Below are 21,153 nucleotides of genomic sequence, written 5' to 3' on the forward strand. Positions count from 1 at the left end.
GCCGGTGACGAACGCCACCGACGTAATCGCACACCTGCTGCCGCGCAAGGCGGCCCCCATCGTCGAACGCCAGACCGGCCTGCCCTTCGGTTGGGGCCTCTGGCTGCGTGCGCTGCCCGAGCGGCTGGGCCGCATCACCCGCGAGAAGGCGGACGCGATGCTCGACCTGCTGGCCTCGCATGCGCCGAAGGCGCGGCGTGCGGCGCCGTTCCTGCCGGGCCGTGCGCTGGCGCTGCGCTCGCTGTTCTACCAGGGCTGGGGGCCGCCGCCGCGAGAAGAACGTTGGCTGCGCTGGGTCGCCGGCGTCAGCAGCAGCCTGCTGCACCTGCTGTTCTTCCTGTTCCTGCTGTGGGTGGCGCTGGTGCAGATTCCGCCGCCGCCCGACGAGGCCGGCGACAGCAGTCGCGTGCGGCTGGAAATGATCGGCGAGGGCAGTCCGGAAGATGCGGGAGGCGCCACGCAGGCTGGCGAAGCCACCGCCCAGCAGGCGCCGGCGGCGGCACCGTCGTCGCGACCCTCGGTCTCGCCAGTGCCGGCACAACCGCAGCCGGTGGATACCTCGCCGCCGCCTTCGGATGCCGCTGCGCCGGAGGTGGCGGTGGATGTGCCGCCGGTTCCGCCGCGTGACGTGCCCGTACCGGAGATCGCCGATCAGCCACTGCAGGTGACCGAGGTCGCCGAACCCACCCGCGCGTTCGTGCTGCCGCCGCCCACGCCCCGGCAGGCCGAAATCACCCAGCCGGCCTTGCGGGACATCGGTGTCCCCACCCGTGAGATCCCCAGTCCGTTGGCCGCACCCGTCGTGCGGCGTGACGTGCCGGTACGTGCCGTCGACGTTCCCGTCGTGGCCACGCGCGAGGCCCAGGTCAGGGAGCGCGAGGTGGCCGCGCCCGCGCCGCAGGTCCGGGCGGTGCCTGTCCCTTCCCGCGAGGTGGCGCCGCGTCCCGTCGCCACGCAGGAACGCAGCGTGAGGCAGGCCGAGGTCGGCGAGCCGTCACCGCGACCGGCACCTCCGGCACCGTCCAGCGCACCTCAGCCGAGTACCGCGTCGTCTTCTGCCGATCGCACTGCCGCGCCAACGTCAGCGGCGACGAGTGCATCCCCACGGGGGAATGCGTCCTCCACCTCCGCCGCGCCGGGCGCGTTGCCGGCTGCCAGACCCGGTGGCTGGAATACGCCGGCGGGCACGGATGAATGGGGCAACAGCCGGCGCAACGTGGCGGGCGACAGTGCGTCCGACGGGCGCGACCGGCCCGGCCTCTACAACGCCGACGGCAGCCTGCGCGTGCCCGGCAATGCCGGTGAGGCGACGGCGCAACGCGGCGCGCCCGGCGGCGGCAACGATCAGTGGACGCGCGAGCGGCTGGACGAGGCGGGCACCTGGTTGCAGCGGCCGCCCTACGACTACGAGCCCACCAGTTTCGACAAGTACTGGGTGCCCAGCGAATCGCTGCTCGCCGAATGGGTGCGGCGCAACGTGCGCGAGGTCGAGATTCCGATTCCCGGCACCAACATGAAGCTCAAGTGCGCGATCTCCGTGCTGCAACTGGGTGGCGGCTGCGGCCTGGGCAGCCTGTTCCCGGAGCCGCCCAGGGCGCGTCCGCCGCCGGAGATCCCGGTCAAGCGAACACCGATCCCGACCGACAGCTGAGAAGGCAAGGGTTTCGTTGTTCCTGTGGGAGCGACGTCAGTCGCGATGAGCCATCCAGATGCTTCATCGCGACTGACGTCGCTCCCACAGCAGCCGAATTCGCCTGGAAACAAAAACGGAGCCCTCGGGCTCCGTTTCCGCATTCCCGATAGGGGGAAGACCTACTCGTGCACGCCGTGCAGGTCGCGCAGCTGCGAGGGACGCGAACCGAAATACGCCGCGAGGTCCGAGATGTCCTGGTCGCTGAGGGCGGCAGCCTGCGGGGTCATCAGCGCGTGCTGGCGATCGCCGCTGCGGTAGGCCTGCAGCGCATGCGCCAGGTAGTCGCCGTACTGGCCGCCGAGCTTGGGGTAGGTGTCGTCGATCGGTGCGTTGCCTTCGGCGCCGTGGCAGTCGATGCAGCTCTGGCCCGTGGCCTGGCCCTTGGCCTTGGCCAGTTCCTCGCCCTTGGCGATGTGGCCCTTGGGCAGGCCGGCGGACGAACTGGACCCGTGCTCGCCACTGGCGTGACCCGGATCGGCGGCCGAAGCCTCCGTGTTCTCCTTCGAGCAAGCCACCAGGGCGAGGGCCGCGAACAGGGCGATGGCTAGACGCTGGGCGTGCTTGGCGTTGGGCATGGTGGGCTTACTTGACGGTGGAGAGGAATGCGGCGATGTCGGCGATGTCCTGGTCAGAGAAGCTCTGGGCCTGGGCCTGCATCGTGGGGTGCTTGCGGTTGCCGGTGCGGTACTCGGTCAGGGCATTGGCCAGGTAGTCGGCCGATTGCCCGCCGATCTTGGGCACCTTGAAACTCGGATAGGCGTTCTTGTAACCGACGATGCCGTGGCAGCCCTGGCAGGTGTAGGTCAGGGTGCGGCCGGTGTCGGCATTGCCGACCAGCGGCTTGGGAGCGGCGGCGGGTGCCGCGGTCGGAGCGGCGGCTTCGGTCGCCGGCGGCGCGGCCTGGGAATCCTGTTGAGCGGTCAGGGCGGCCAGCGGAAGGGCGGCCAAGGCAAGGCAAGCGGCGAGCGGCAGCAGTCGCATCATTCTCGTGAAACTCTCAGGTTGCGCGCGCCACGTACCACCGCAGCGCTTGGCTGAACGCAAGTATAGCCTGCGACCGAATGTCGCGCACAGAGCGCGCGGTCGAGCGAAAGGACGCTGGCGTGCGCCGCCGGGCGGTTGCCGTGCGCGGTGACGCATCGACGTTGTGGGTGTAATAGACAGTGCTTCGCGTCGTCGAAGGCGAACGCGGTGCGAGGCATCGACGCCTGGGTCGGGACGCAGGCAGCACGACGTCCGACGCAAGTCACCATGACCTTCGGCGCATGGAAGTCGTTCATGGGTGATATACCTTCATACAACACCACCACAACACCACCACGGTACCGCCCCCATGTCCCGACCCCGCCCCGAATCCGGCCGTTCCTACCTGCGCCTGGCCCTGGTCCCCGTGCTGTGCGGCCTGCTGGTCCTGTCCGCCTGCAAGGGGGGCGGCCCGACGCCCGAGGCCCAGGCCAAGAACGGCGATGCCCCCAAGGAGCCCGACGCGGTCCCGGTCGAGGTCGCCAAGGTTACCCACCGTCCGGTCGCGGCCAGCTACAGCGGCACGGCCGCGCTCGAGGCGCTGGGCGAGTCGCAGGTCGTCGCCAAGACCTCCGGCGTGGCACTCGCCGTGCTGGTGGAGGAAGGGCAGGTGGTCCGCGCCGGGCAGGCGCTGGTGCGGCTCGACCCCGACCGCCTGCGCCTGCAGGTGGCCCAGGCCGAAGCGCAGATGCGGAAGCTCGAGAACAACTACCGCCGTGCGCAGCAGCTGGTCGAGCAGCAGATGATCAGCGCCAACGACGTCGACCAGATCAAGTACGACCTGGAGAACGCGCGGGCCTTCTACCGCGCCGCCGCGCTCGAACTGTCGTACACCACGGTCACCGCGCCGATTTCCGGCGTGGTCGCCTCGCGGTCCATCAAGACCGGCAACTTCGTGCAGATCAATACGCCGATCATCCGCATCGTCGACCAGTCGCGCCTGGAAGCCACGTTGAACGTGCCCGAGCGCGAACTGTCCACGCTGAAGGCGGGCCTGCCGATCGCGCTGGCGGTGGACGCGCTGCCGGGCAAGGTGTTCCAGGGCACGGTCGACCGCATCGCGCCGGTGGTGGATTCGGGCAGCGGCACCTTCCGCGTGGTGGGTTCGTTCGCCAGCGACGGGGTGCTCCAGCCGGGCATGTTCGGTCGCATCCGCATCGACTACGACCAGCGCGCCAACGCACTGGTGGTACCGCGCGTCGCGTTGCTCGACGATGGCGATCCGGCGGTGTTCGCCGTGCGCAACGGCAAGGCCGCGCGCGTGCCGGTGAAGGTGGGCTACGTGGATGGCGAGTGGATCGAGGTGCGCGAAGGCCTGAAGGCCGGTGAGCAGGTCGTCACCGCCGGCAAGGTGGCGCTGCGCGAAGGCAGTGCCGTGCAGGTGATCGGCGCCGAGCCGGCCAAGGTCGCCGCCAAGGCGGACGCCGCCAAGACCGCAGGAAGCAAGCAATGAGCACGCCGGGCCACGTTCCGGGGGAACACGACCCCCACGCACCGGGTGGCGACGGGACCATGGGCGGCGGACTCGTCGAGTTCTCCACCCGCCGCCGCGTCACCATCGCGATGTTCTGGATCACGATGTTCCTGTTCGGCGTGATCGCGCTGGGCTCGCTGAAGGTCAACCTGCTGCCCGATCTCAGCTATCCCACGCTGACCGTGCGCACCGAGTACACCGGTGCGGCGCCGTCGGAAATCGAAACGCTGATCAGCGAGCCGGTGGAAGAAGCCGTCGGCGTGGTGAAGAACCTGCGCAAGCTGAAGTCGGTCTCGCGCACCGGGCAGAGCGACGTGGTGCTCGAGTTCGCCTGGGGCACGGACATGGACCAGGCCAGCCTGGAAGTCCGCGACAAGATGGAAGTGCTGTCGCTGCCGCTGGAGGCCAAGGCGCCGGTGCTGCTGCGCTTCAATCCCTCCACCGAGCCGATCCTGCGCCTGGTGCTGTCCAACAAGCAGGAACCGAAGAACGACACCGACGCGATCCGCCTGCTCACCGAGCTGCGGCGCTATGCCGACGACGACCTGAAGAAGAAGCTGGAACCGGTCAGCGGCGTCGCCGCGGTGAAGGTCGGTGGCGGTCTGGAGGACGAGATCCAGGTCGACATCGACCAGCAGAAGCTGGCCCAGCTCAGCCTGCCGATCGACACCGTCATCCAGCGCCTGCAGCAGGAGAACATCAACATCTCCGGCGGCCGCCTGGAAGAAGGCTCGCAGCGTTACCTGGTGCGGACGGTCAACCAGTTCGCCACCGTCAACGAAATCCGCGACATGCTGGTGACCACGCAGAGCGGCGGCGACAACGCTGCGGCATCGGCAGCGGCGCAGATGGCGGCGATCGCGGCGTCCACCGGTTCGGCCGAAGCGATGGCAGCGGCGGCCTCGGTGCAGAGCGCCTCGGGCGGCGGCGGCAACGTCATCGCCGGCGGCATGCCGGTGCGCCTGAAGGACGTGGCCGACGTGCGCCAGGGCTTCAAGGAGCGCGAGGCGATCATCCGCCTGGCCGGCAAGGAAGCGGTGGAGCTGGCCATCTACAAGGAAGGCGATGCCAACACCGTCTCCACGGCCGAAGCGCTGAAAGCGAAGCTGGAACAGCTCAAGCAGCAGGTACCGCCGGATGTCGAACTGACGATCATCGACGACCAGTCGCTGTTCATCGAGCACGCGATCGCCGACGTCAAGAAGGACGCCGTGATCGGCGGCCTGCTGGCGATCCTGATCATCTTCCTGTTCCTGCGCGATGGCTGGAGCACCTTCGTCATCAGCCTGTCGCTGCCGGTCTCCATCGTCACCACGTTCTTCTTCATGGGCGAGCTGGGACTGAGCCTCAACGTCATGTCGCTGGGCGGCCTGGCGCTGGCCACCGGCCTGGTGGTGGACGACTCCATCGTGGTGCTGGAAAGCATCGCCAAGGCGCGCGAACGCGGCCTAGGCATCCTGGAAGCAGCGATGGTCGGCACCCGCGAAGTCAGCATGGCGGTGGTGGCCTCCACGCTGACCACCATCGCGGTGTTCCTGCCGCTGGTGTTCGTGCAGGGCATCGCCGGCCAGCTGTTCCGCGACCAGGCGCTGACGGTGGCGATCGCCATCGGTATCTCGCTGATCGTGTCGATGACGCTGATCCCGATGCTGAGCTCGCTGAAGGGCCGCCCGCCGCTGGCGTTCCCGGAAGAAGCGCCGCACCCGCAGTGGAAGCCGACCTCGCGCTGGCAGAAGCCGGTCGCCGCGAGCGGACGCGGCATCGGTGCGATGTTCCGCTACGCCTTCTTCGGCCTGGCCTGGGTGGTGGTGCGCGCGTGGCGCGGCCTGGTCGCCGTGGTCGGCCCGGTCATGCGCAAGGCCAGCGACCTGACGATGGCGCCGTACCATCGCGCCGAAGCCGGCTACATGCGCCTGCTGCCGGCATCGCTGCAGCGACCGTGGCTGGTGCTGGGCTTCGCCGCGGCCACGTTCGTGGTGGCGCTCGCCGCGGTGCCGATGCTGGGCGCGGACCTGATCCCGCAGCTGGCGCAGGACCGCTTCGAGATGACGGTGAAGCTGCCGCCGGGTACGCCGCTGGCCAAGACCGATGCCCTGGTGCGCGAGCTGCAGAACAAGCACGCCAAGGCCGAGGGCATCCATGCGCTGTACGGCGTGAGCGGCAGCGGCACCCGGCTGGACGCCAACCCGACCGAGAGCGGCGAGAACATCGGCAAGCTGACGGTGGTGATGGCCAACGGCGGCAACGAGGCCATCGAAGCCCGCGAAACCGAAGCGCTGCGCACGACCATGCAGGACCACCCGGGCGCGCAGGTCGATTTCAGCCGGCCGGAGCTCTTCAGCTTCTCCACACCGCTGGAAGTCGAACTGCGTGGCCAGGACCTGGCCAGCATCGAGCAGGCCGGCCAGAAGCTGGCGGCACTGCTGCGGGAGAACCCGCACTACGCCGACGTCAAGTCGACGGTGGAGCAGGGCTTCCCCGAGATCCAGATCCGCTTCGACCAGGAGCGCGCCGGTGCGCTGGGCCTGACCACGCGGCAGATCGCCGACGTGGTGGTGAAGAAGGTGCGTGGCGAAGTCGCCACCCGCTACAGCTTCCGTGACCGCAAGATCGACGTGCTGGTGCGTGCGCAGGAAGGCGACCGCGCCTCGGTGGAGAGCATCCGCCGGCTGATCGTCAATCCGGGCAGTGCCCGTCCGGTGACGCTGTCGGCCGTGGCCGACGTGGTGGCCACCACCGGCCCCAGCGAGATCCACCGCGCCGACCAGGTGCGTGTGGCCATCGTGTCGGCCAACCTGCGCGACATCGACCTGGGCAGCGCCGTGCAGGAAGTGCAGCAGATGGTCGCCGAGAACCCGCTCGGCGCCGGCGTCGGCATGCACATCGGCGGCCAGGGCGAGGAACTGGCGGAATCGGTCAACTCGCTGCTGTTCGCGTTCGGCCTGGCGGTGTTCCTGGTGTATCTGGTGATGGCATCACAGTTCGAGTCGCTGCTGCATCCGTTCGTCATCCTGTTCACCATTCCGCTGGCGATGGTCGGCGCCGTGGCGGCGCTGTTCCTGACCAATTCGCCGGTGTCGGTGGTGGTGTTCATCGGCCTGATACTGCTGGTCGGGCTGGTGACCAAGAACGCGATCATCCTGATCGACAAGGTCAACCAGTTGCGCGAGGCCGGCGTGTCCAAGCGTGACGCACTGATCGAGGGCGCCCGCTCGCGCCTGCGTCCGATCATCATGACCACGCTGTGCACGCTGTTCGGCTTCCTGCCGCTGGCCACCGCGCCGCTGTTCGGCAGCCCGGGTGCGGAAGTGCGCTCGCCGATGGCGATCACCGTGATCGGCGGCCTGCTGGTCTCGACCCTGCTGACCCTGCTGGTGATTCCGGTGGTCTACGACCTGCTGGACCGTCGCGCCGACGAGTACTACCGCGAACGCGGCCGTCGTGCCCGCAAGACGGCGGCGATGCCGGTCGACGGGGAGGGCGAGCCCGCATGAGCGTCGCGGAGTTCAGCATCAAGCGGCCGGTCACGGCGGTGATGTTCTTCATCTCGCTGTTCGTGATCGGCCTGATCGCGGCGGTCCGCCTGCCGCTGGAAGCCTTTCCCGAAGTGTCGCCCCCCTTCATCTTCGTGTCGCTGCCGTATACCGGCTCGACACCCGAAGAAGTCGAACGCACCGTGCTGCGTCCGGCCGAGGAAGCGCTGTCGACGATGGCCGGCATCAAGCGGATGGAATCCAACGCCAAGGCCGAGGGCGCGCAGATCTTCATCCAGTTCTCCGACTGGGACCGCGATGTCGCCATCGCGGCCTCGGAAGCCCGCGAGCGGTTGGATGCGATCCGCGACGAGCTGCCCGAAGACCTGCAGCGCTACTTCGTCTTCAAGTTCTCCACCACCGACCAGCCGGTGCTGCGTGTGCGCCTGGCCAGCAAGACCGACCTGACCGGCGCGTACGACATGATCGAGCGCGAGTTCAAGCGTCGCATCGAGCGCATTCCCGGCGTCGCCCGCGTCGAGGTGTCGGGTGCACCGCCGAACGAGGTCGAGATCGCGATCGACCAGGACCGGCTGACCGCGCACAACCTCAGCCTCAACGACCTGACCCAGCGCCTGCAGGCGGTGAACTTCTCGATCTCCGCCGGCGTCATCAGCGATGGTCCGCAGCGCCTGCGCGTGCAGCCGGTCGGCGAGCTGACCGACCTGCAGCAACTGCGCGATCTGGTGGTCGGCAGCGGCAACGTGCGGCTCGGCGACATCGCCGACGTGCGCCTGAAGCCGGCACGCATGGACTACGGTCGCCGCCTGGATGGTCAGCCGGCGGTCGGCCTGGACATCTTCAAGGAGCGCAACGCCAACCTGGTGGAGGTGTCCAGCAACGCGCTGAAGGAGGTGGAAGCGATCCGGTCGCAGCCCTCGCTCAGCGACGTGCAGGTCAAGGTTATCGAGAACCAGGGCGAGAACGTCACCTCCTCGCTGCTGGAGCTGGCCGAGGCGGGCCTGATCGGCCTGGTGCTGTCGATCGTGGTGCTGTGGTTCTTCCTGCGCCACTGGCCGTCGGTGGCCATGGTCACGCTGGCCATCCCGATCTGCTTCGTGATGACGCTGGGTTTCATGTACTTCGCCGGGGTGACGTTGAACATCCTGTCGATGATGGGCCTGCTGCTGGCCATCGGCATGCTCGTCGACAACGCCGTGGTCGTGGTCGAGAGCATCTACCAGGAGCGCGAGAAGTACCCGGACAACCCCGTGTGGGCGTCGATCGTCGGCACCCGCCACGTGGCCATCGCGCTGTCGGCGGGTACGCTCTGCCACTGCATCGTGTTCGTGCCCAACCTGTTCGGCGAGCGCAACTTCCTCAGCATCTACCTGGGGCAGATCGCCATCACCATCTCGGTGTCGCTGCTGGCCTCGTGGCTGGTGGCGGTGAGCCTGATCCCGATGATCTCGGCACGGCTCAAGACGCCGCCGCTGGTGCGCACCGAGTCGGGCATCATCCCGCGCATGCAGAAGCGCTACGCCGGCTTCCTGCGCTGGACGCTGGAGCATCGCGGCTGGAGCGTGCTGGGCATCCTGCTGATCGTGGTGGTGAGCTTCGTGCCGATCAAGTTCACCAAGTTCGACATGTTCGGTGGCGACGGCGGCGGCGAAGCCGAGCTGTACTACCAGTGGAAGGGTGCGTACACGAAGGAGCAGATGTCCGACGAGATCCTGAAGGTCGAGCAGTTCCTGGACGCGAACCGCGAGAAGTACCGCATCACCCAGGTGTACTCGTATTTCAGCGAGCAGGGCTGGGGCGGCACGCAGGTGAAGTTCGACACCGAGAAGGCCAGCGAAACCAAGCCCATCGTCGAACAGTTGCGCAAGGACCTGCCCAAATCGGCCCGCGCCAATATCGGCATCAATGGCGAAGGCGGCGGACAGGGCGGTGGCGGTCAGCCGGGCCAGAGCGTGTCGTTCCAGCTGGTCGGCGATTCCACCCAGACGCTGTCGGAGATCGCCAACGACCTGATCCCGATCCTCGCCAAGCGCAGGGAACTGCGCGACGTGCGCGTGGATGTCGGCGACCAGAACAGCGAGCTGACCGTGCGGGTGGATCGCGAGCGTGCGGCCGCCTTCGGTTTCAGTGCGGAAGAGGTCGCGCGCTTCGTCAGCCTCGCCCTGCGTGGTGCGCCGCTGCGCGAATTCCGCCGCGGCGAGACGGAAGTGCCGGTCTGGGTCCGCTTCGCCGGTGCCGAGGATTACGGCACCGAGGATCTCGCCGGCTTCATGGTGCGTTCGCCGGACGGACGCACGGTGCCGCTGCTGAGTCTGGTGAACGTGGCGGTGCTGCCGGCGGCCACCCAGATCCAGCGCACCAACCGCCAGACGACGGTGACCGTGCAGGCGAACCTGGCCGACAAGGTCACCGTGCCCGATGCACGCAAGGCGATGGAGGAGACGTTGAAGGGCATCGCCTTCCCGGCCGGCTACAGCTACTCGTTCGACGGCAGCGCCTTCCAGGAAGACGACGAAGCGATGGCGCAGATGATGTTCAACCTGCTGATCGCGCTGGTGATGATCTATATCGTGATGGCCGCGGTGTTCGAATCGCTGCTGTTCCCGGCGGCGATCATGAGCGGCGTGGTGTTCTCGGTGTTCGGCGTGTTCTGGCTGTTCGCCCTGACCGGCACGACGTTCGGCATCATGTCCTTCATCGGCATCCTGGTGCTGATGGGCGTGGTGGTGAACAACGGCATCGTGATGGTGGAGCACATCAACAACCTGCGGCGACGCGGCCTGTCGCGCACCGATGCGCTGGTCGAAGGCAGCCGCGAGCGCCTGCGTCCCATCCTGATGACGATGGGCACGGCGATCCTGGCGATGGTGCCCATCGCGATGGCGAACACGCAGATGGCGGGTGACGGCCCGGCCTACGCGCCGATGGCGCGCGCCATCGCCGGCGGCCTGGCGTTTTCGACGGTGGTCAGCCTGCTGTTCCTGCCGACGATCTACGCGATCCTCGACGACCTGCGCAGCGGCACCGCCCGCACGATCGAGCGGGCCCGCCAGCGGCGCGGCGGCAGAGCCGTCGCCGGCAGCGTGACGGCGGTGCACATCGAGTAACGGGAGTGGAAACGAAAAAGCCGGGCAATGCCCGGCTTTTTCTACGACCGGAGTTTCCCGGTCAGCCGACCAGCTTGCCCAGCATCCGCAGGCCGCCGGTCCACACGCCGATGGCGGTGCCCAGGCTGGTCAGGAAGAAGTTGAGCAGCACGCGCGCCACGCGGTTCTTCCACCAGCCACGCAGTGTCTGCACGTCGTCGCGCAGGGCCATGAAATCGGCGTAGGTGGGCTTGCGCAGCGTGGCTTCCACGAACGCGCTGACCGTGCCCGATGCCAGCGCCGGATGCAGCGGCGTGAGCGGCGAGGAGATGAAGGCGGCCAGGATGCTGAGCGGATGCCCGCCTGCGATCGCGCAACCGATGGCACCGAGCACGCCGGTGGCCAGTACCCACTGCAGCAGCAGGTCCGAACCGACGTCCACGCCGCCTTGCCAGAAGCCCCAGGCGAAACCGCCGACTAGGAACACGCCGATCACCAGCTCCATCCACGGCACGCGCGACTTGGGCTTGACGACTTCCAGCGCACTGCGCAGTTCGGCCGGATCGGCGAGGTCCTCGCGCAGGTGGCGGGTCAGGCCGGGCAGATGGCCAGCGCCGACCACCGCCAGCACGCGGTACGGCGACGCACTGGCCGGCTTGCGGAGGGCGACCTGGCGCAACGCCGCCGCCATGTACTGGTCGCGCTCGGCGATGATGGTCTGGTAGAGCTGCGGACTTTCGGCGGCGAACTCGCCGAAGCTCGCCTCCATCATGTCGCCCTGCTTGAGTTTCTCGATCTCGTCGTCGCCGACTTCCTCGTCGCCGAACATGCTGGCCAGGATGCCGGCGCCGACCTTGGTGCGCTGCCACCAGCCCAGCGACTGCAGGGCGCGCTTGAAGGTCAGGCCGACCTCGCGGTCGATCAGGTGCACGGGCAGGCCGCGCGCCTGCGCATCCAGCGCACTGGCTTTCAGCTCTTCGCCGGGTTCGACGCCGAGCTGTTCGGCCAAGCGCCGCTGGTAGGCGGCCAGCGCCAGGTTGGCGGCGAACAGGTGCGTCTTGCCTTCGCGGATCACCTTCACCAGGTCCAGCCGCGACAGTGTGTCCGGATCGGTCAGCGACTGCAGGCGTCCGGCGTCCAGTTCCACCGCCACGCTGTCGTAGTCGCCGCTGGCGATCGCGGCACGAACCGCATCCACGCTGGCGCGCGACACGTGCGCCGTGCCGAGCAGGGTGTAGCGGATGCCGTCCCGCTCGACGATCTCGTGGGGTTGTCCGTGCAGCGGATCGGCAACGGCGGTGCTGGATTCGGTCATCGTGTCAGCCATCTTGCGGGGGCGCGGTGGTGCCGGCGCCGAGGGTGCGCTGCATCTGGACGGTGTCCAGCCAGCGGTCGTGCTTCCAGGCGATGCCGCGGAAAATACCGACCAGGGTGAAGCCGAACTTTTCGTGCAGCCGGATGGACGCGGTGTTGGTGGGTTCGCCGATCACGGCGATCATCTGCCGGTAGCCACGCGCCTCGCAGGCGTCGATCAATGCCTGCATCAGTGCGGCGCCGATGCCCCGACCTTGCCTACCGGGAAGCACGTAGACCGAGTTCTCCACGGTCTTGCGGTAGCCGGCGCGTGCGCGATAGCTGCCGGCATACGCATAGCCGACGAAGTCTCCGTCGAGTTCCGCGACGAGATACGGATACCCGGCATCCAGTACGCCCTGCATGCGACGCGTCATCTCGGCTTCGTCCGGCACGTCGTACTCGTACGTGTTGACGCGATGGCGGACTTCGTCCGCGTACAGGGCGGCGATCGCCGGCACGTCGGCCGGCGTGGCGTCACGGACGATCAACGGCACGCGGCGGCCTCAGTCGATGTAGCGCTTGAGCAGATCGCCGTACGCATCGATGCGGCGGTCGCGCAGGAACGGCCAGATGCGGCGCACGTGCTCGCTGCGCTGCAGGTCGACCTCGGCCATGAGAATGGTCGGGTCTCCGCCGGCCTCGGCGATGAACTCGCCCTGCGGACCCAGCACATGGCTGTTGCCCCAGAACCGGATGCCGGAGGCACCGAGCGGCGACGGCTCGTGACCGACGCGATTGCAGCTCAGCACCGGCAGGCCGTTGGCGACGGCGTGGCCGCGGTGGCTCAGCACCCAGGCATCGCGCTGGCGGTTCTTCTCGGCCTGCTCGTCGTCCGGATCCCAGCCGATGGCGGTGGGATACAGCAGCAGGTCGGCGCCGGCCAGCGCCATCAGGCGCGCGGCTTCGGGATACCACTGGTCCCAGCACACCAGCACACCGAGGCGACCCACCGAGGTGTCGATCGGCGTGAAGCCGATGTCGCCCGGCGTGAAGTAGAACTTCTCGTAGAAGCCCGGATCGTCGGGGATGTGCATCTTGCGGTACTTGCCCGCGATGCTGCCGTCCTTTTCGTACACCACGGCGGTGTTGTGGTACAGGCCGGCGGCGCGGCGCTCGAACAGCGACGACACCAGCACCACGCCGTGCTGCTTGGCCAGTTTCCCGAGCCGCTCGGTGCTGGGGCCGGGGATCGGCTCGGCCAGGTCGAATTCGTTGACGGACTCGTGCTGGCAGAAGTACGCGCCGTTGTGCAGTTCCTGCAGCAGCACGAGCTTGGCGCCTTGCTTGGCCGCTTCGGCGACGCGTGCCTCGATGACCGACAGGTTGGCGTCGGCATCGCCGTGGTTCTTTTCCTGGATCAGGGCAACGGGCAGGGTGGTGCGGCTCATCGTGCGAGGCAGGGGCTATCGAGGGAAGGGCGCATGGTACCGCGTCCTCCGTGACGGCAGGCGTCCCGGGCGTGAACACGCGCGCTCAGGGCGTGTCGCGCGTCGCCTCCAGCCGCCGCTGCCGTCGTCCCAGCGCGACGCCGGTGAATGCCCATGCGACCGCCACACCGGCGCCGATGAACATCGCCGCCGAGGGATGCTCGGCCAGCACGTCAAGCGCCCGCTTCACCCAGCCGCTCAGCGCATCGCCGCCGCGGTAGACCACGGTGTCGATGAAGTTCTTCGCCTTGTACTTCTGGTCGGCGGGGACCACGGTGTACAGCATCTCGCGGCCGGGCCGCACGAAGGCGTATTCGCCCGCGCGCCGCACCACCATCACCACCACGAACACGGCGAAGACCGGCGACAGCGCCAGCCACAGGAAGCCGCCGGCCATGATCACCGGCACGGCCACCAGCAGCACGCCCACGCCCAGCTTGTGCGCGATGCGCCCGGTGATGAACAACTGGCTGAGGATGGCCAGCGTCTGCACGACCGTGTCGATCAGTCCGAAGACCTGGGTCTGTTCTTCCTTGCTGGCAAAGCGTTCGGCGACCAGCTTGGCCTGCTCGAAATAGAGGAAGGTGGTGACCGTCGCCAGCAGCAGCACGAAGAAGGCGATGCCCAGCAGGTAGGGCGAGCGGAACACGGCGGTCGCGCCGGCGAACGGATTGCCGCCCAGCGGACGCTGCCGGAGCTCGGCCGAACTGGCGCCGGCGGGCAGCGGATGGCGGTCGCGCCAGCGGTGCAGCCAGGTCGCGGTGGCGGCGCTGGCACCGATCAGCAGGGCCGACAGCAGCATCAGGCCACCATGTCCCAGCGGCTTGACCAGCAGCGTGGTCAGCAGTGGGCCGGCCAGGCCGCCGAGGCTGGCGCCCGCGGCGATCAGCGCGAACAGACGCTTGGCCTCGCCGCTCTCCATCACGTCGGCCAGCACGCTCCACGCCAGCGAGATCATCAGCAGGTTGATGACCGACACCCAGATGTAGAACGAGCGTGCAAGCCAGAGGTCGTCCGGTCGCGCCACCATCGCCGCGCCGTAGCCGAGCAGGCTGGCCACGACCACGCCGAACACCCACGGCACGATGCGCCGGCGCGACACCTTCGACGCGATCCAGCCATACAGCGGCAACACCGCCAGCGTGGCGACGAAGGTGCCGGTGAACAGCCACTGCAGGTTGTCGACGCCGCCGGCGACGCCCATCGTCTCGCGGATCGGCCGCAGCATGAAATAGCCGGCGAACAGCAGGAAGAACATTGCCAGCCCGGCGCCCACCACGGGCGCCTCGTGGGGGCGGACGTTGAACAGGCGCGCGAGCCAGCCGGCGGGGCCGGGCGAGGGGGCGGACGACATGCGCTCAGGCGACGGCGGCGATCAGCGCGTCGCGCTGTGCGGCCGTCAGGTCCGGACCGGTGCCGGCGCGCAGGTTGTCGGTCTGACGGTCGGGCTTGCCGGTGGCCGGAATGACCGCGGTCACCGCCGGGTGGCTGAGCGCGAACTTGAGGAAGGCCTGCGCCCACGAGGTCACGCCAGCGTCGCCCAGTTCCTGCGGCACCGGCTTGTCCTTCACCTGCGCGAACAGCTTGCCGTCCTCGAACGCGCGATTGATCAGCACCGCCACTCCCAGGTCCTGCGCCAGCGGCAGCACGCGCTTCTCCGCGCCCCGGCTGACGACCGAATAGTTGATCTGCAGGAAGTCCGGCTTTTCCGCCTGCACGACATCCGCCAGTTCGTCCTGCGCACGCTCGACATAGTGCGTCACGCCGACGTACTTCACCTTGCCCTGGGCCTTCAGTTCGCGGGCCACGGCCATCTGGGTCTTCAGGTCGCCGAGGTTGTGGACCTGCAGCAGCGCCACCTTGTCCGTCTTCAGCCGTCGCAGGGTGTCTTCGAACTGCGCCATGCCGGCTTCGCGCCCGGTCACCCCGGACAGCTTGGTCGCCAGCCAGGCCTTGGCGGTGAGGTTCTGCTCGGCCAGCAGGGCGCCCATCACGTCCTCGGCAGTCCCGTAAGTCGGGGCGGTGTCGATCAGCGTGGCGCCGGCGGCGAAGAACCGCTTCAGCACCTCACGCAACGGATCCCGCTCGGCGGCGCTTTCGCCGACCTGGAAACTGCCGGAGGTACCCATGCCGATGACGGGCACGCGTTCGCCGGAGGACGGGATGGCGCGGGTGTTCAGAGGGCCGATCGTGCTGGACGCCGCGGCGGCGGCAGGCATGGGCGTTGCTGCGCCTACACCGCCGGCCTGGGCGGCATCGCGGCACGCCGCCAGACCAAGGCCCGCGGTGGCCAGCGCAGTGGTGGTCAGGAACTTGCGTCGTGAGTACACGGCCGTCTCCTCGAGTGAAGGGAAACGGTGGTTATCCGGGATCAGGAAGCGCGAGATGTAAACGAAACGTTCAATCCGCGCCCAACTGATGTCACGGTGCCATGAGCCGTGAGGTCGCCGGGGGCCTCAGCCGAGCAGGCCCGCCGGCAGTTGCATGGTGATGCAGTGCAGGCTGCCGTTCTGCCAGATCAGCGCGCGGCAGGGCACCTGCACGATCTCGCGGTCCGGGTAGGCCTGCGCCAGCACGGCGGCCGCCCGGTTGTCGGCGGGGTCGCCATACGCCGGCATCAGCACGGCGCCGTTGACGATCAGATAGTTCGCATACGAGGCCGCCAGCCGTCGGCCGTCATCGATGACCGGCTGCGCCCACGGCAGGGGGAAGGTGCGATACGGGCGGCCGTCGGCGGTGCGCAGGGCGGCGATGTCAGCCGCCATGGCCTGCAGTTCCGCGAAATGCGCGTCGCCGGCGTCATCGCAGGCTTGGTAGACGATGGCGTCACCCGGCGCGAAGCGGGCGAGGGTGTCGATGTGGGCGTCCGTGTCGTCGCCTTCCAGATAGCCGTGGTCGAGCCAGAGCACGCGGTCCTGCTTCAGCCAGCGTGCGAGCTTGTCGGTCAGTTCTGCCCGGGAGGCGTCGGGATGGCGTTCGTGCAGGCATTGCCACGTGGTCAGCAACGTGCCCGCGCCATCGGTCTCGATGGCGCCGCCTTCCAACGCAAAATCAATGCGTTGGACGAAATAGTTGTGAAAAAGCTGCATGCCGGACAACTCGCCGACCAGGCGATCGTCGCGGCTGGATTCGTACTTGCCGCCCCAGCCGGTGAAGCGGAAATCGAGCAGCTTGAAGCGGTCGCCGTCGCGCAGCGTGATCGGGCCGGAGTCGCGCAGCCAAGTGTCGTCGTATTCGGCCGGGACGAAGCGTACCCGTTCCATGTCCACCCGCGCCGAGCGCAGCCGGGCCTCGGCATAGGTCTGCAAGTCGTCGTCGGCCACGCACACCACGACCGGCTGGAACCGGGTGATGGCGGCCACCAGCGCGACATAGGTTTCCTCGACCTCGGCCAGGCGATCGGCCCAGTCCGTGTCGGCGTGCGGCCAAGCGATCAGGATCGCGGACTGGAGTTCCCACTCCGCGGGGAAGCGATAGGCGTCGGTCATCGGGTTGCGGGGCGCAGCGGGCGCCGGTCAGCGGATGGGGGGCTTGGGGCCGATCTCGTCGGCGGAGGCCTGGTTCAGCACCACGTCGATGACGCGGTTCTTCTCGAAATAGACGGTGAAAGCGGGATACACCCAGCGGTGGATCACCGGCCACTGGCGCTTCTGGCCGCCGCGCGGCTCCAGCTTCTGCTGGGGCGCACCGAAACGGGCCTCGACATCGGCGGCGGTCTGTCCGCGTACGGGCGCGGCCGCGGCCGGCTTTTCCTGGGCGCGTTCGATCAGCAGCGTATCGGCGGAGGCCGTGCCGGCCAGGCCGAGCAGGGCGATCAACGGAAGTGCGAGGGCGCGACGGCTCATGGTGGAGTTCCCCTGGGTGAGCTGCCTTTTATAACAAAAGGCGGGCAACAAAAAGGCGGCCGAGAGCCGCTTTTTACATGGCTTGCCGATGGTTCGGACGGTTGCCGCCCCGGAGAGTGGCAACAAAAAACCGCCCGGAGGCGGCTTTTCGCGCATTGCCGGCCGGAGCCGGCAGTGCCGTTCTCAGCGCTGGCGCGCCTTGAAACGGGGGTTGGACTTGCAGATCACGAAGACCTTGCCGCGGCGGCGGACCACCTTGCAGTCGCGGTGACGGGCCTTCGCCGACTTCAGGGAGGACAGGACCTTCATGAGTTGAAACCTCGGCGTAAAAGTATGGGGTGAAGCGAAGCCCGCTATTCTAGCGGCAATTCCGTTGGCTTATCAAGCGGTTGCATCCTGTGGCCATGTCCGGGGTCCGAAGCGCGCTCCTCGTGGCCGTCACGGTCGCCATAATGGTGGCTGGAATCCTGTGGAGCCCCCATGTCCGACCTCGCCCCCGTCCTCACCATCGATGGTCCCTCTGGCGCCGGCAAGGGTACCGTCAGCCGGCTCGTCGCTGCCCGTCTGGACTGGCATTACCTGGATTCGGGCGCGCTGTACCGGGCCGTGGGGGTGGCAGCGAGCTGGGCGGACCTGGACATTTCCGACCCGGCGGCGCTGGTGCGCTGCGCATTCGATACGCGCGTGAGCTTCCGGGAGTCGGGGCAGGGATTGCGGGTGATCGTGGACGATCTGGACGCCACCGACGAGTTGCGCCTGGAGACGACCGGGGCGCTGGCCTCGGCCATCGCCGCCATCCCCGAGGTCCGTTCGGCGCTCAAGGAGCGCCAGCGGGCGTTCCGGCAGCCGCCGGGGCTGGTCGCCGACGGCCGCGACATGGGGACGGTCATCTTCCCGGATGCGCCCTACAAGGTGTTTCTGACCGCCAGTGCCGACGAACGGGCGGAAAGGCGCTATAAGCAGTTGAAAGACAAAGGGGTTTCGGTCACAATCGACGGTCTGCTGCGCGAGATCCTCGCCCGCGATGCCCGTGACGCCCAGCGCACGGTGGCGCCCCTGAGGCCGGCCGACGACGCCGTGCTCATCGACACCACCGGCCTCGGCATCGACGCCGTCGTCGAGCGCGTGCTGGCCCTGGTGCCCGCACGCGCAGGTTGAGCCTGGCGCTGCAGAAGGTCCGTGCGGAATCCTCCGCGCGGTTTTCCAACCACAACACTCACGGTCATACGCATCCCGCGCAGGCCGACAACGGGTGGACCGTCCGCGCTTGTGCGTGCCGGTCTGTGTCATCAACCGAGTATTTTTTCAATGACCGAATCATTTGCCGAACTGTTTGAACAGAGCCAGACCCACCTGGCCAAGCTGAAGCCGGGCGCGATCGTCACCGGCGTCGTCGTGGAAGTCCGCAACGACGTGGTGGTGATCAACGCCGGCCTGAAGTCCGAAGGCATCGTGCCGATCGAACAGTTCCGGAACGACGCCGGCGAAATCGACGTGGGCGTGGGCGACGAAGTCAAGGTCGCGCTCGACTCCCTCGAGAACGGCTTCGGCGAAACCGTCCTCTCGCGCGAGAAGGCCAAGCGCGCCATGGTGTGGGACGAGCTGGAAGAAGCGCTGGAGAAGAACGAGACCATCACCGGTCGCATCAGCGGCAAGGTCAAGGGTGGCTTCACCGTCGACATCAAGGATGTCCGCGCGTTCCTGCCGGGCTCGCTGGTCGACGTGCGTCCGGTCCGCGACCCGGGTTACCTGGAAGGCAAGGAACTCGAGTTCAAGCTCATCAAGCTGGATCGCAAGCGCAACAATGTCGTCGTCTCCCGCCGTGCGGTGGTCGAGAGCGAGCATTCGGAAGAGCGCGAGCAGCTGATGGACAAGCTGCAGGAAGGCGTGGTGCTGAAGGGTGTGGTCAAGAACCTCACCGACTACGGCGCGTTCGTCGACCTGGGCGGCATCGACGGCCTGCTGCACATCACCGACATGGCGTGGAAGCGCGTGCGCCATCCGTCCGAAGTCGTGGAAGTCGGCCAGGAGCTGGACGTCCGTGTGCTGAAGTACGACCGCGAGCGCAACCGCGTTTCGCTGGGCCTGAAGCAGCTGGGCGAGGATCCGTGGGACAACATCGCCCGCCGTTACCCGGCCAACAGCCGCGTGTTCGGCAAGGTCTCCAACGTCACCGATTACGGCGCGTTCGTCGAGATCGAGCCGGGCGTCGAAGGTCTGGTGCACGTGTCCGAGATGGACTGGACCAACAAGAACGTCAATCCGTCCAAGGTCGTGCAGGTCGGTGACGAGGTCGAAGTGATGGTGCTGGACGTGGACGAAGAGCGTCGCCGCATCTCGCTGGGCATGAAGCAGGTCGCCGCCAATCCGTGGGAGACCTTCGCGGCCACCCACAAGAAGAACGACAAGGTGTCCGGCCAGATCAAGTCGATCACCGACTTCGGCATCTTCATCGGCCTGGACGGCGGCATCGACGGCCTGATCCACCTGTCCGACATCAGCTGGAACACCACCGGCGAAGACATCGTGCGTAACTTCAAGAAGGGCGACACGCTGGAAGCCGTGGTGCTGGCCGTGGACCCGGAGCGCGAGCGCATCAGCCTGGGCGTGAAGCAGCTGGAGCAGGATCCGTTCGGCCAGTACATGGCCGCGCACCCGAAGGGCTCGAAGGTCGAAGGCACGGTGAAGGAAGTGGACACCAAGGGCGCCACGGTCGAACTGGCCGACGGCATCGAAGGCTACGTGATGGCGCGCGACATCAGCTACGACCGCGTGGACGACGCCAGCCAGCACCTGAAGGTCGGCGACAAGGTCGAAGCCAAGTTCATCGGCATGGACCGCAAGGGCCGCACGCTGCAGCTGTCGATCAAGGCCAAGGACGAAGCCGAGACCGCCGAGGCGCTGGCCGAGTACAACAAGTCGGCCGCCGAAGCGTCCACCGGTACCACCAGCCTGGGCGCGCTGCTGCGTGCACAGCTGGACGGTGGCAAGTCCGAGTAAGCGGCTCGCGCCGTTGCTTCAGTTCTGGTTGTAACGTTTCCCGCCGGCCCGGAAACCCCGGGCCGGTGCGGGTACTTCCGCCCTCATTCCGCATGCGATGACCAAATCCGAACTCATCGAGATCCTCAGCCGCCGCCAGCCGCACCTCAAGGCGGAGGACGTGGACCTCGCCGTCAAGGCGTTGCTGGAGATGATGGGTGGCGCCCTGTCGCAGGGTGATCGCATCGAGATCCGTGGCTTCGGCAGTTTTTCGCTGCATTACCGTCCGCCGCGCATGGGGCGCAATCCCAAGACGGGCGAATCGGTCGCGCTGCCGGCCAAGCACGTTCCCCATTTCAAGCCGGGCAAGGAGCTGCGCGAACGCGTCAGCGACGTCACGCCCATCGAGGAAAGCGGGGAGTAATCCCGCCCGCTCCGGCGCGTGTCGTTCCGCGTCGAGTCCGTTAAGCTAGGCGCCGTCCTGCAAGGAGTCGCCTGATGAACATGTTCCGCCTGGTCGTCGCACTGCTGTTCCTGGCCTACGGACTCATCATCGGTGTGCTCAATACGCAGCCGATCACGCTGAAGCTTCTGTTCACCGAATTCCAGACGTCATCCGGCGTCGGCATCATGCTGTCCCTGCTGCTGGGCGTGGTGGTGGGCGGGCTGATCGTGTTGGCCACCTTGGTCTGGCCGCTCTACGCCAAGCTGCGCAAGGCCAACCGTGCCGCGTCGGCGACGGTCGGCACCCCAGGCGTCGACGGCGGTCACTGAGC

Annotated in this window: 18 protein-coding genes; 8 read left to right on the forward strand and 10 right to left on the reverse strand. The window is 67.8% G+C overall.

What is annotated here, in order from left to right; translation table 11 throughout:
- The first annotated feature begins 4 nt into the window (after positions 1-4).
- A complete protein-coding gene (locus VGN58_RS07505; protein WP_327482675.1) occupies positions 5-1,651 on the forward strand; it encodes a hypothetical protein in 1,647 nt (548 codons plus the stop codon).
- Between the two features lie 161 nt (positions 1,652-1,812).
- Here the strand turns inward: VGN58_RS07505 and VGN58_RS07510 are convergent, their stop codons facing one another.
- Together VGN58_RS07510 and VGN58_RS07515 are read right to left on the reverse strand one after the other, a co-directional pair.
- Positions 1,813-2,268 carry a cytochrome c gene (locus VGN58_RS07510; RefSeq protein ID WP_327482676.1) on the reverse strand — a complete coding sequence of 152 codons (456 nt, stop codon included), beginning with the start codon at positions 2,266-2,268 and terminating at the stop codon, positions 1,813-1,815.
- 7 nt (positions 2,269-2,275) lie between these two features.
- Positions 2,276-2,674 (reverse strand): c-type cytochrome, encoded by a 399-nt coding sequence (locus tag VGN58_RS07515; protein WP_327482677.1) that lies wholly within the window; start codon positions 2,672-2,674, stop codon positions 2,276-2,278.
- Positions 2,675-3,026: 352 nt separating this feature from the next.
- Here VGN58_RS07515 and VGN58_RS07520 point away from each other — a divergent pair, with 352 nt between their 5' ends.
- Genes VGN58_RS07520 through VGN58_RS07530 form a run of 3 tightly spaced genes read left to right on the forward strand, consistent with a single transcriptional unit; the run spans position 3,027 to position 10,791 of the window.
- A complete protein-coding gene (locus VGN58_RS07520; RefSeq protein ID WP_414710768.1) occupies positions 3,027-4,169 on the forward strand; it encodes an efflux RND transporter periplasmic adaptor subunit in 1,143 nt (380 codons plus the stop codon).
- Positions 4,166-7,684, forward strand: coding sequence for an efflux RND transporter permease subunit (locus tag VGN58_RS07525; RefSeq protein ID WP_327482678.1), 3,519 nt, complete (start codon positions 4,166-4,168; stop codon positions 7,682-7,684). The genes VGN58_RS07520 and VGN58_RS07525 overlap by 4 nt, the downstream gene beginning before the upstream one ends.
- The gene (locus VGN58_RS07530) at positions 7,681-10,791 is read left to right on the forward strand and encodes an efflux RND transporter permease subunit (protein ID WP_327482679.1); all 3,111 of its coding nucleotides are present in this window, start codon (positions 7,681-7,683) and stop codon (positions 10,789-10,791) included. The genes VGN58_RS07525 and VGN58_RS07530 overlap by 4 nt, the downstream gene beginning before the upstream one ends.
- A gap of 61 nt (positions 10,792-10,852) precedes the next feature.
- On the opposite strand, the gene VGN58_RS07535 is transcribed toward VGN58_RS07530, so the two are convergent.
- The 8 genes from VGN58_RS07535 to ykgO form a co-directional block, all read right to left on the reverse strand.
- Positions 10,853-12,085, reverse strand: a complete 1,233-nt coding sequence (locus VGN58_RS07535) for a TraB/GumN family protein (RefSeq protein ID WP_327482680.1) — start codon at positions 12,083-12,085, stop codon at positions 10,853-10,855.
- Positions 12,086-12,089: 4 nt separating this feature from the next.
- Complete coding sequence (locus tag VGN58_RS07540) at positions 12,090-12,620, reverse strand: N-acetyltransferase family protein (RefSeq protein WP_327482681.1); 531 nt, start codon at positions 12,618-12,620, stop codon at positions 12,090-12,092.
- 9 nt (positions 12,621-12,629) lie between these two features.
- Positions 12,630-13,514: a carbon-nitrogen hydrolase gene (locus VGN58_RS07545; RefSeq protein WP_327482682.1), complete on the reverse strand. Its 885-nt coding sequence runs from the start codon at positions 13,512-13,514 to the stop codon at positions 12,630-12,632.
- Positions 13,515-13,599: 85 nt separating this feature from the next.
- Positions 13,600-14,907 carry an NTP/NDP exchange transporter gene (locus VGN58_RS07550; RefSeq protein ID WP_327482683.1) on the reverse strand — a complete coding sequence of 436 codons (1,308 nt, stop codon included), beginning with the start codon at positions 14,905-14,907 and terminating at the stop codon, positions 13,600-13,602.
- 4 nt (positions 14,908-14,911) lie between these two features.
- The gene (locus VGN58_RS07555; protein WP_327482684.1) at positions 14,912-15,883 is read right to left on the reverse strand and encodes an aldo/keto reductase; all 972 of its coding nucleotides are present in this window, start codon (positions 15,881-15,883) and stop codon (positions 14,912-14,914) included.
- A 126-nt stretch (positions 15,884-16,009) separates the two neighbouring features.
- On the reverse strand, positions 16,010-17,041 hold the full coding sequence (locus VGN58_RS07560) for an agmatine deiminase family protein (RefSeq protein ID WP_327482685.1): 1,032 nt from the start codon (positions 17,039-17,041) through the stop codon (positions 16,010-16,012).
- 27 nt (positions 17,042-17,068) lie between these two features.
- A complete protein-coding gene (locus VGN58_RS07565) occupies positions 17,069-17,398 on the reverse strand; it encodes a hypothetical protein (protein WP_327482686.1) in 330 nt (109 codons plus the stop codon).
- Between the two features lie 183 nt (positions 17,399-17,581).
- A complete protein-coding gene (gene ykgO / locus VGN58_RS07570; RefSeq protein WP_010342887.1) occupies positions 17,582-17,707 on the reverse strand; it encodes a type B 50S ribosomal protein L36 in 126 nt (41 codons plus the stop codon).
- A 171-nt stretch (positions 17,708-17,878) separates the two neighbouring features.
- Between ykgO and cmk the strand changes: the two genes are divergently transcribed.
- The 4 genes from cmk (at position 17,879) to VGN58_RS07590 (ending at position 21,151) form a co-directional block, all read left to right on the forward strand.
- Positions 17,879-18,556, forward strand: a complete 678-nt coding sequence (gene cmk / locus VGN58_RS07575) for a (d)CMP kinase (protein ID WP_327482687.1) — start codon at positions 17,879-17,881, stop codon at positions 18,554-18,556.
- Between the two features lie 150 nt (positions 18,557-18,706).
- Positions 18,707-20,398 (forward strand): 30S ribosomal protein S1, encoded by a 1,692-nt coding sequence (rpsA, locus tag VGN58_RS07580; RefSeq protein WP_327482688.1) that lies wholly within the window; start codon positions 18,707-18,709, stop codon positions 20,396-20,398.
- 97 nt (positions 20,399-20,495) lie between these two features.
- Positions 20,496-20,801: an integration host factor subunit beta gene (locus tag VGN58_RS07585; protein WP_055944733.1), complete on the forward strand. Its 306-nt coding sequence runs from the start codon at positions 20,496-20,498 to the stop codon at positions 20,799-20,801.
- Between the two features lie 74 nt (positions 20,802-20,875).
- Positions 20,876-21,151, forward strand: a complete 276-nt coding sequence (locus tag VGN58_RS07590) for a lipopolysaccharide assembly protein LapA domain-containing protein (protein WP_327482689.1) — start codon at positions 20,876-20,878, stop codon at positions 21,149-21,151.
- The last annotated feature ends 2 nt before the right edge of the window (positions 21,152-21,153 follow it).

This window comes from Pseudoxanthomonas sp. (genome assembly GCF_035999195.1).
Taxonomy (GTDB): domain Bacteria; phylum Pseudomonadota; class Gammaproteobacteria; order Xanthomonadales; family Xanthomonadaceae; genus Pseudoxanthomonas_A.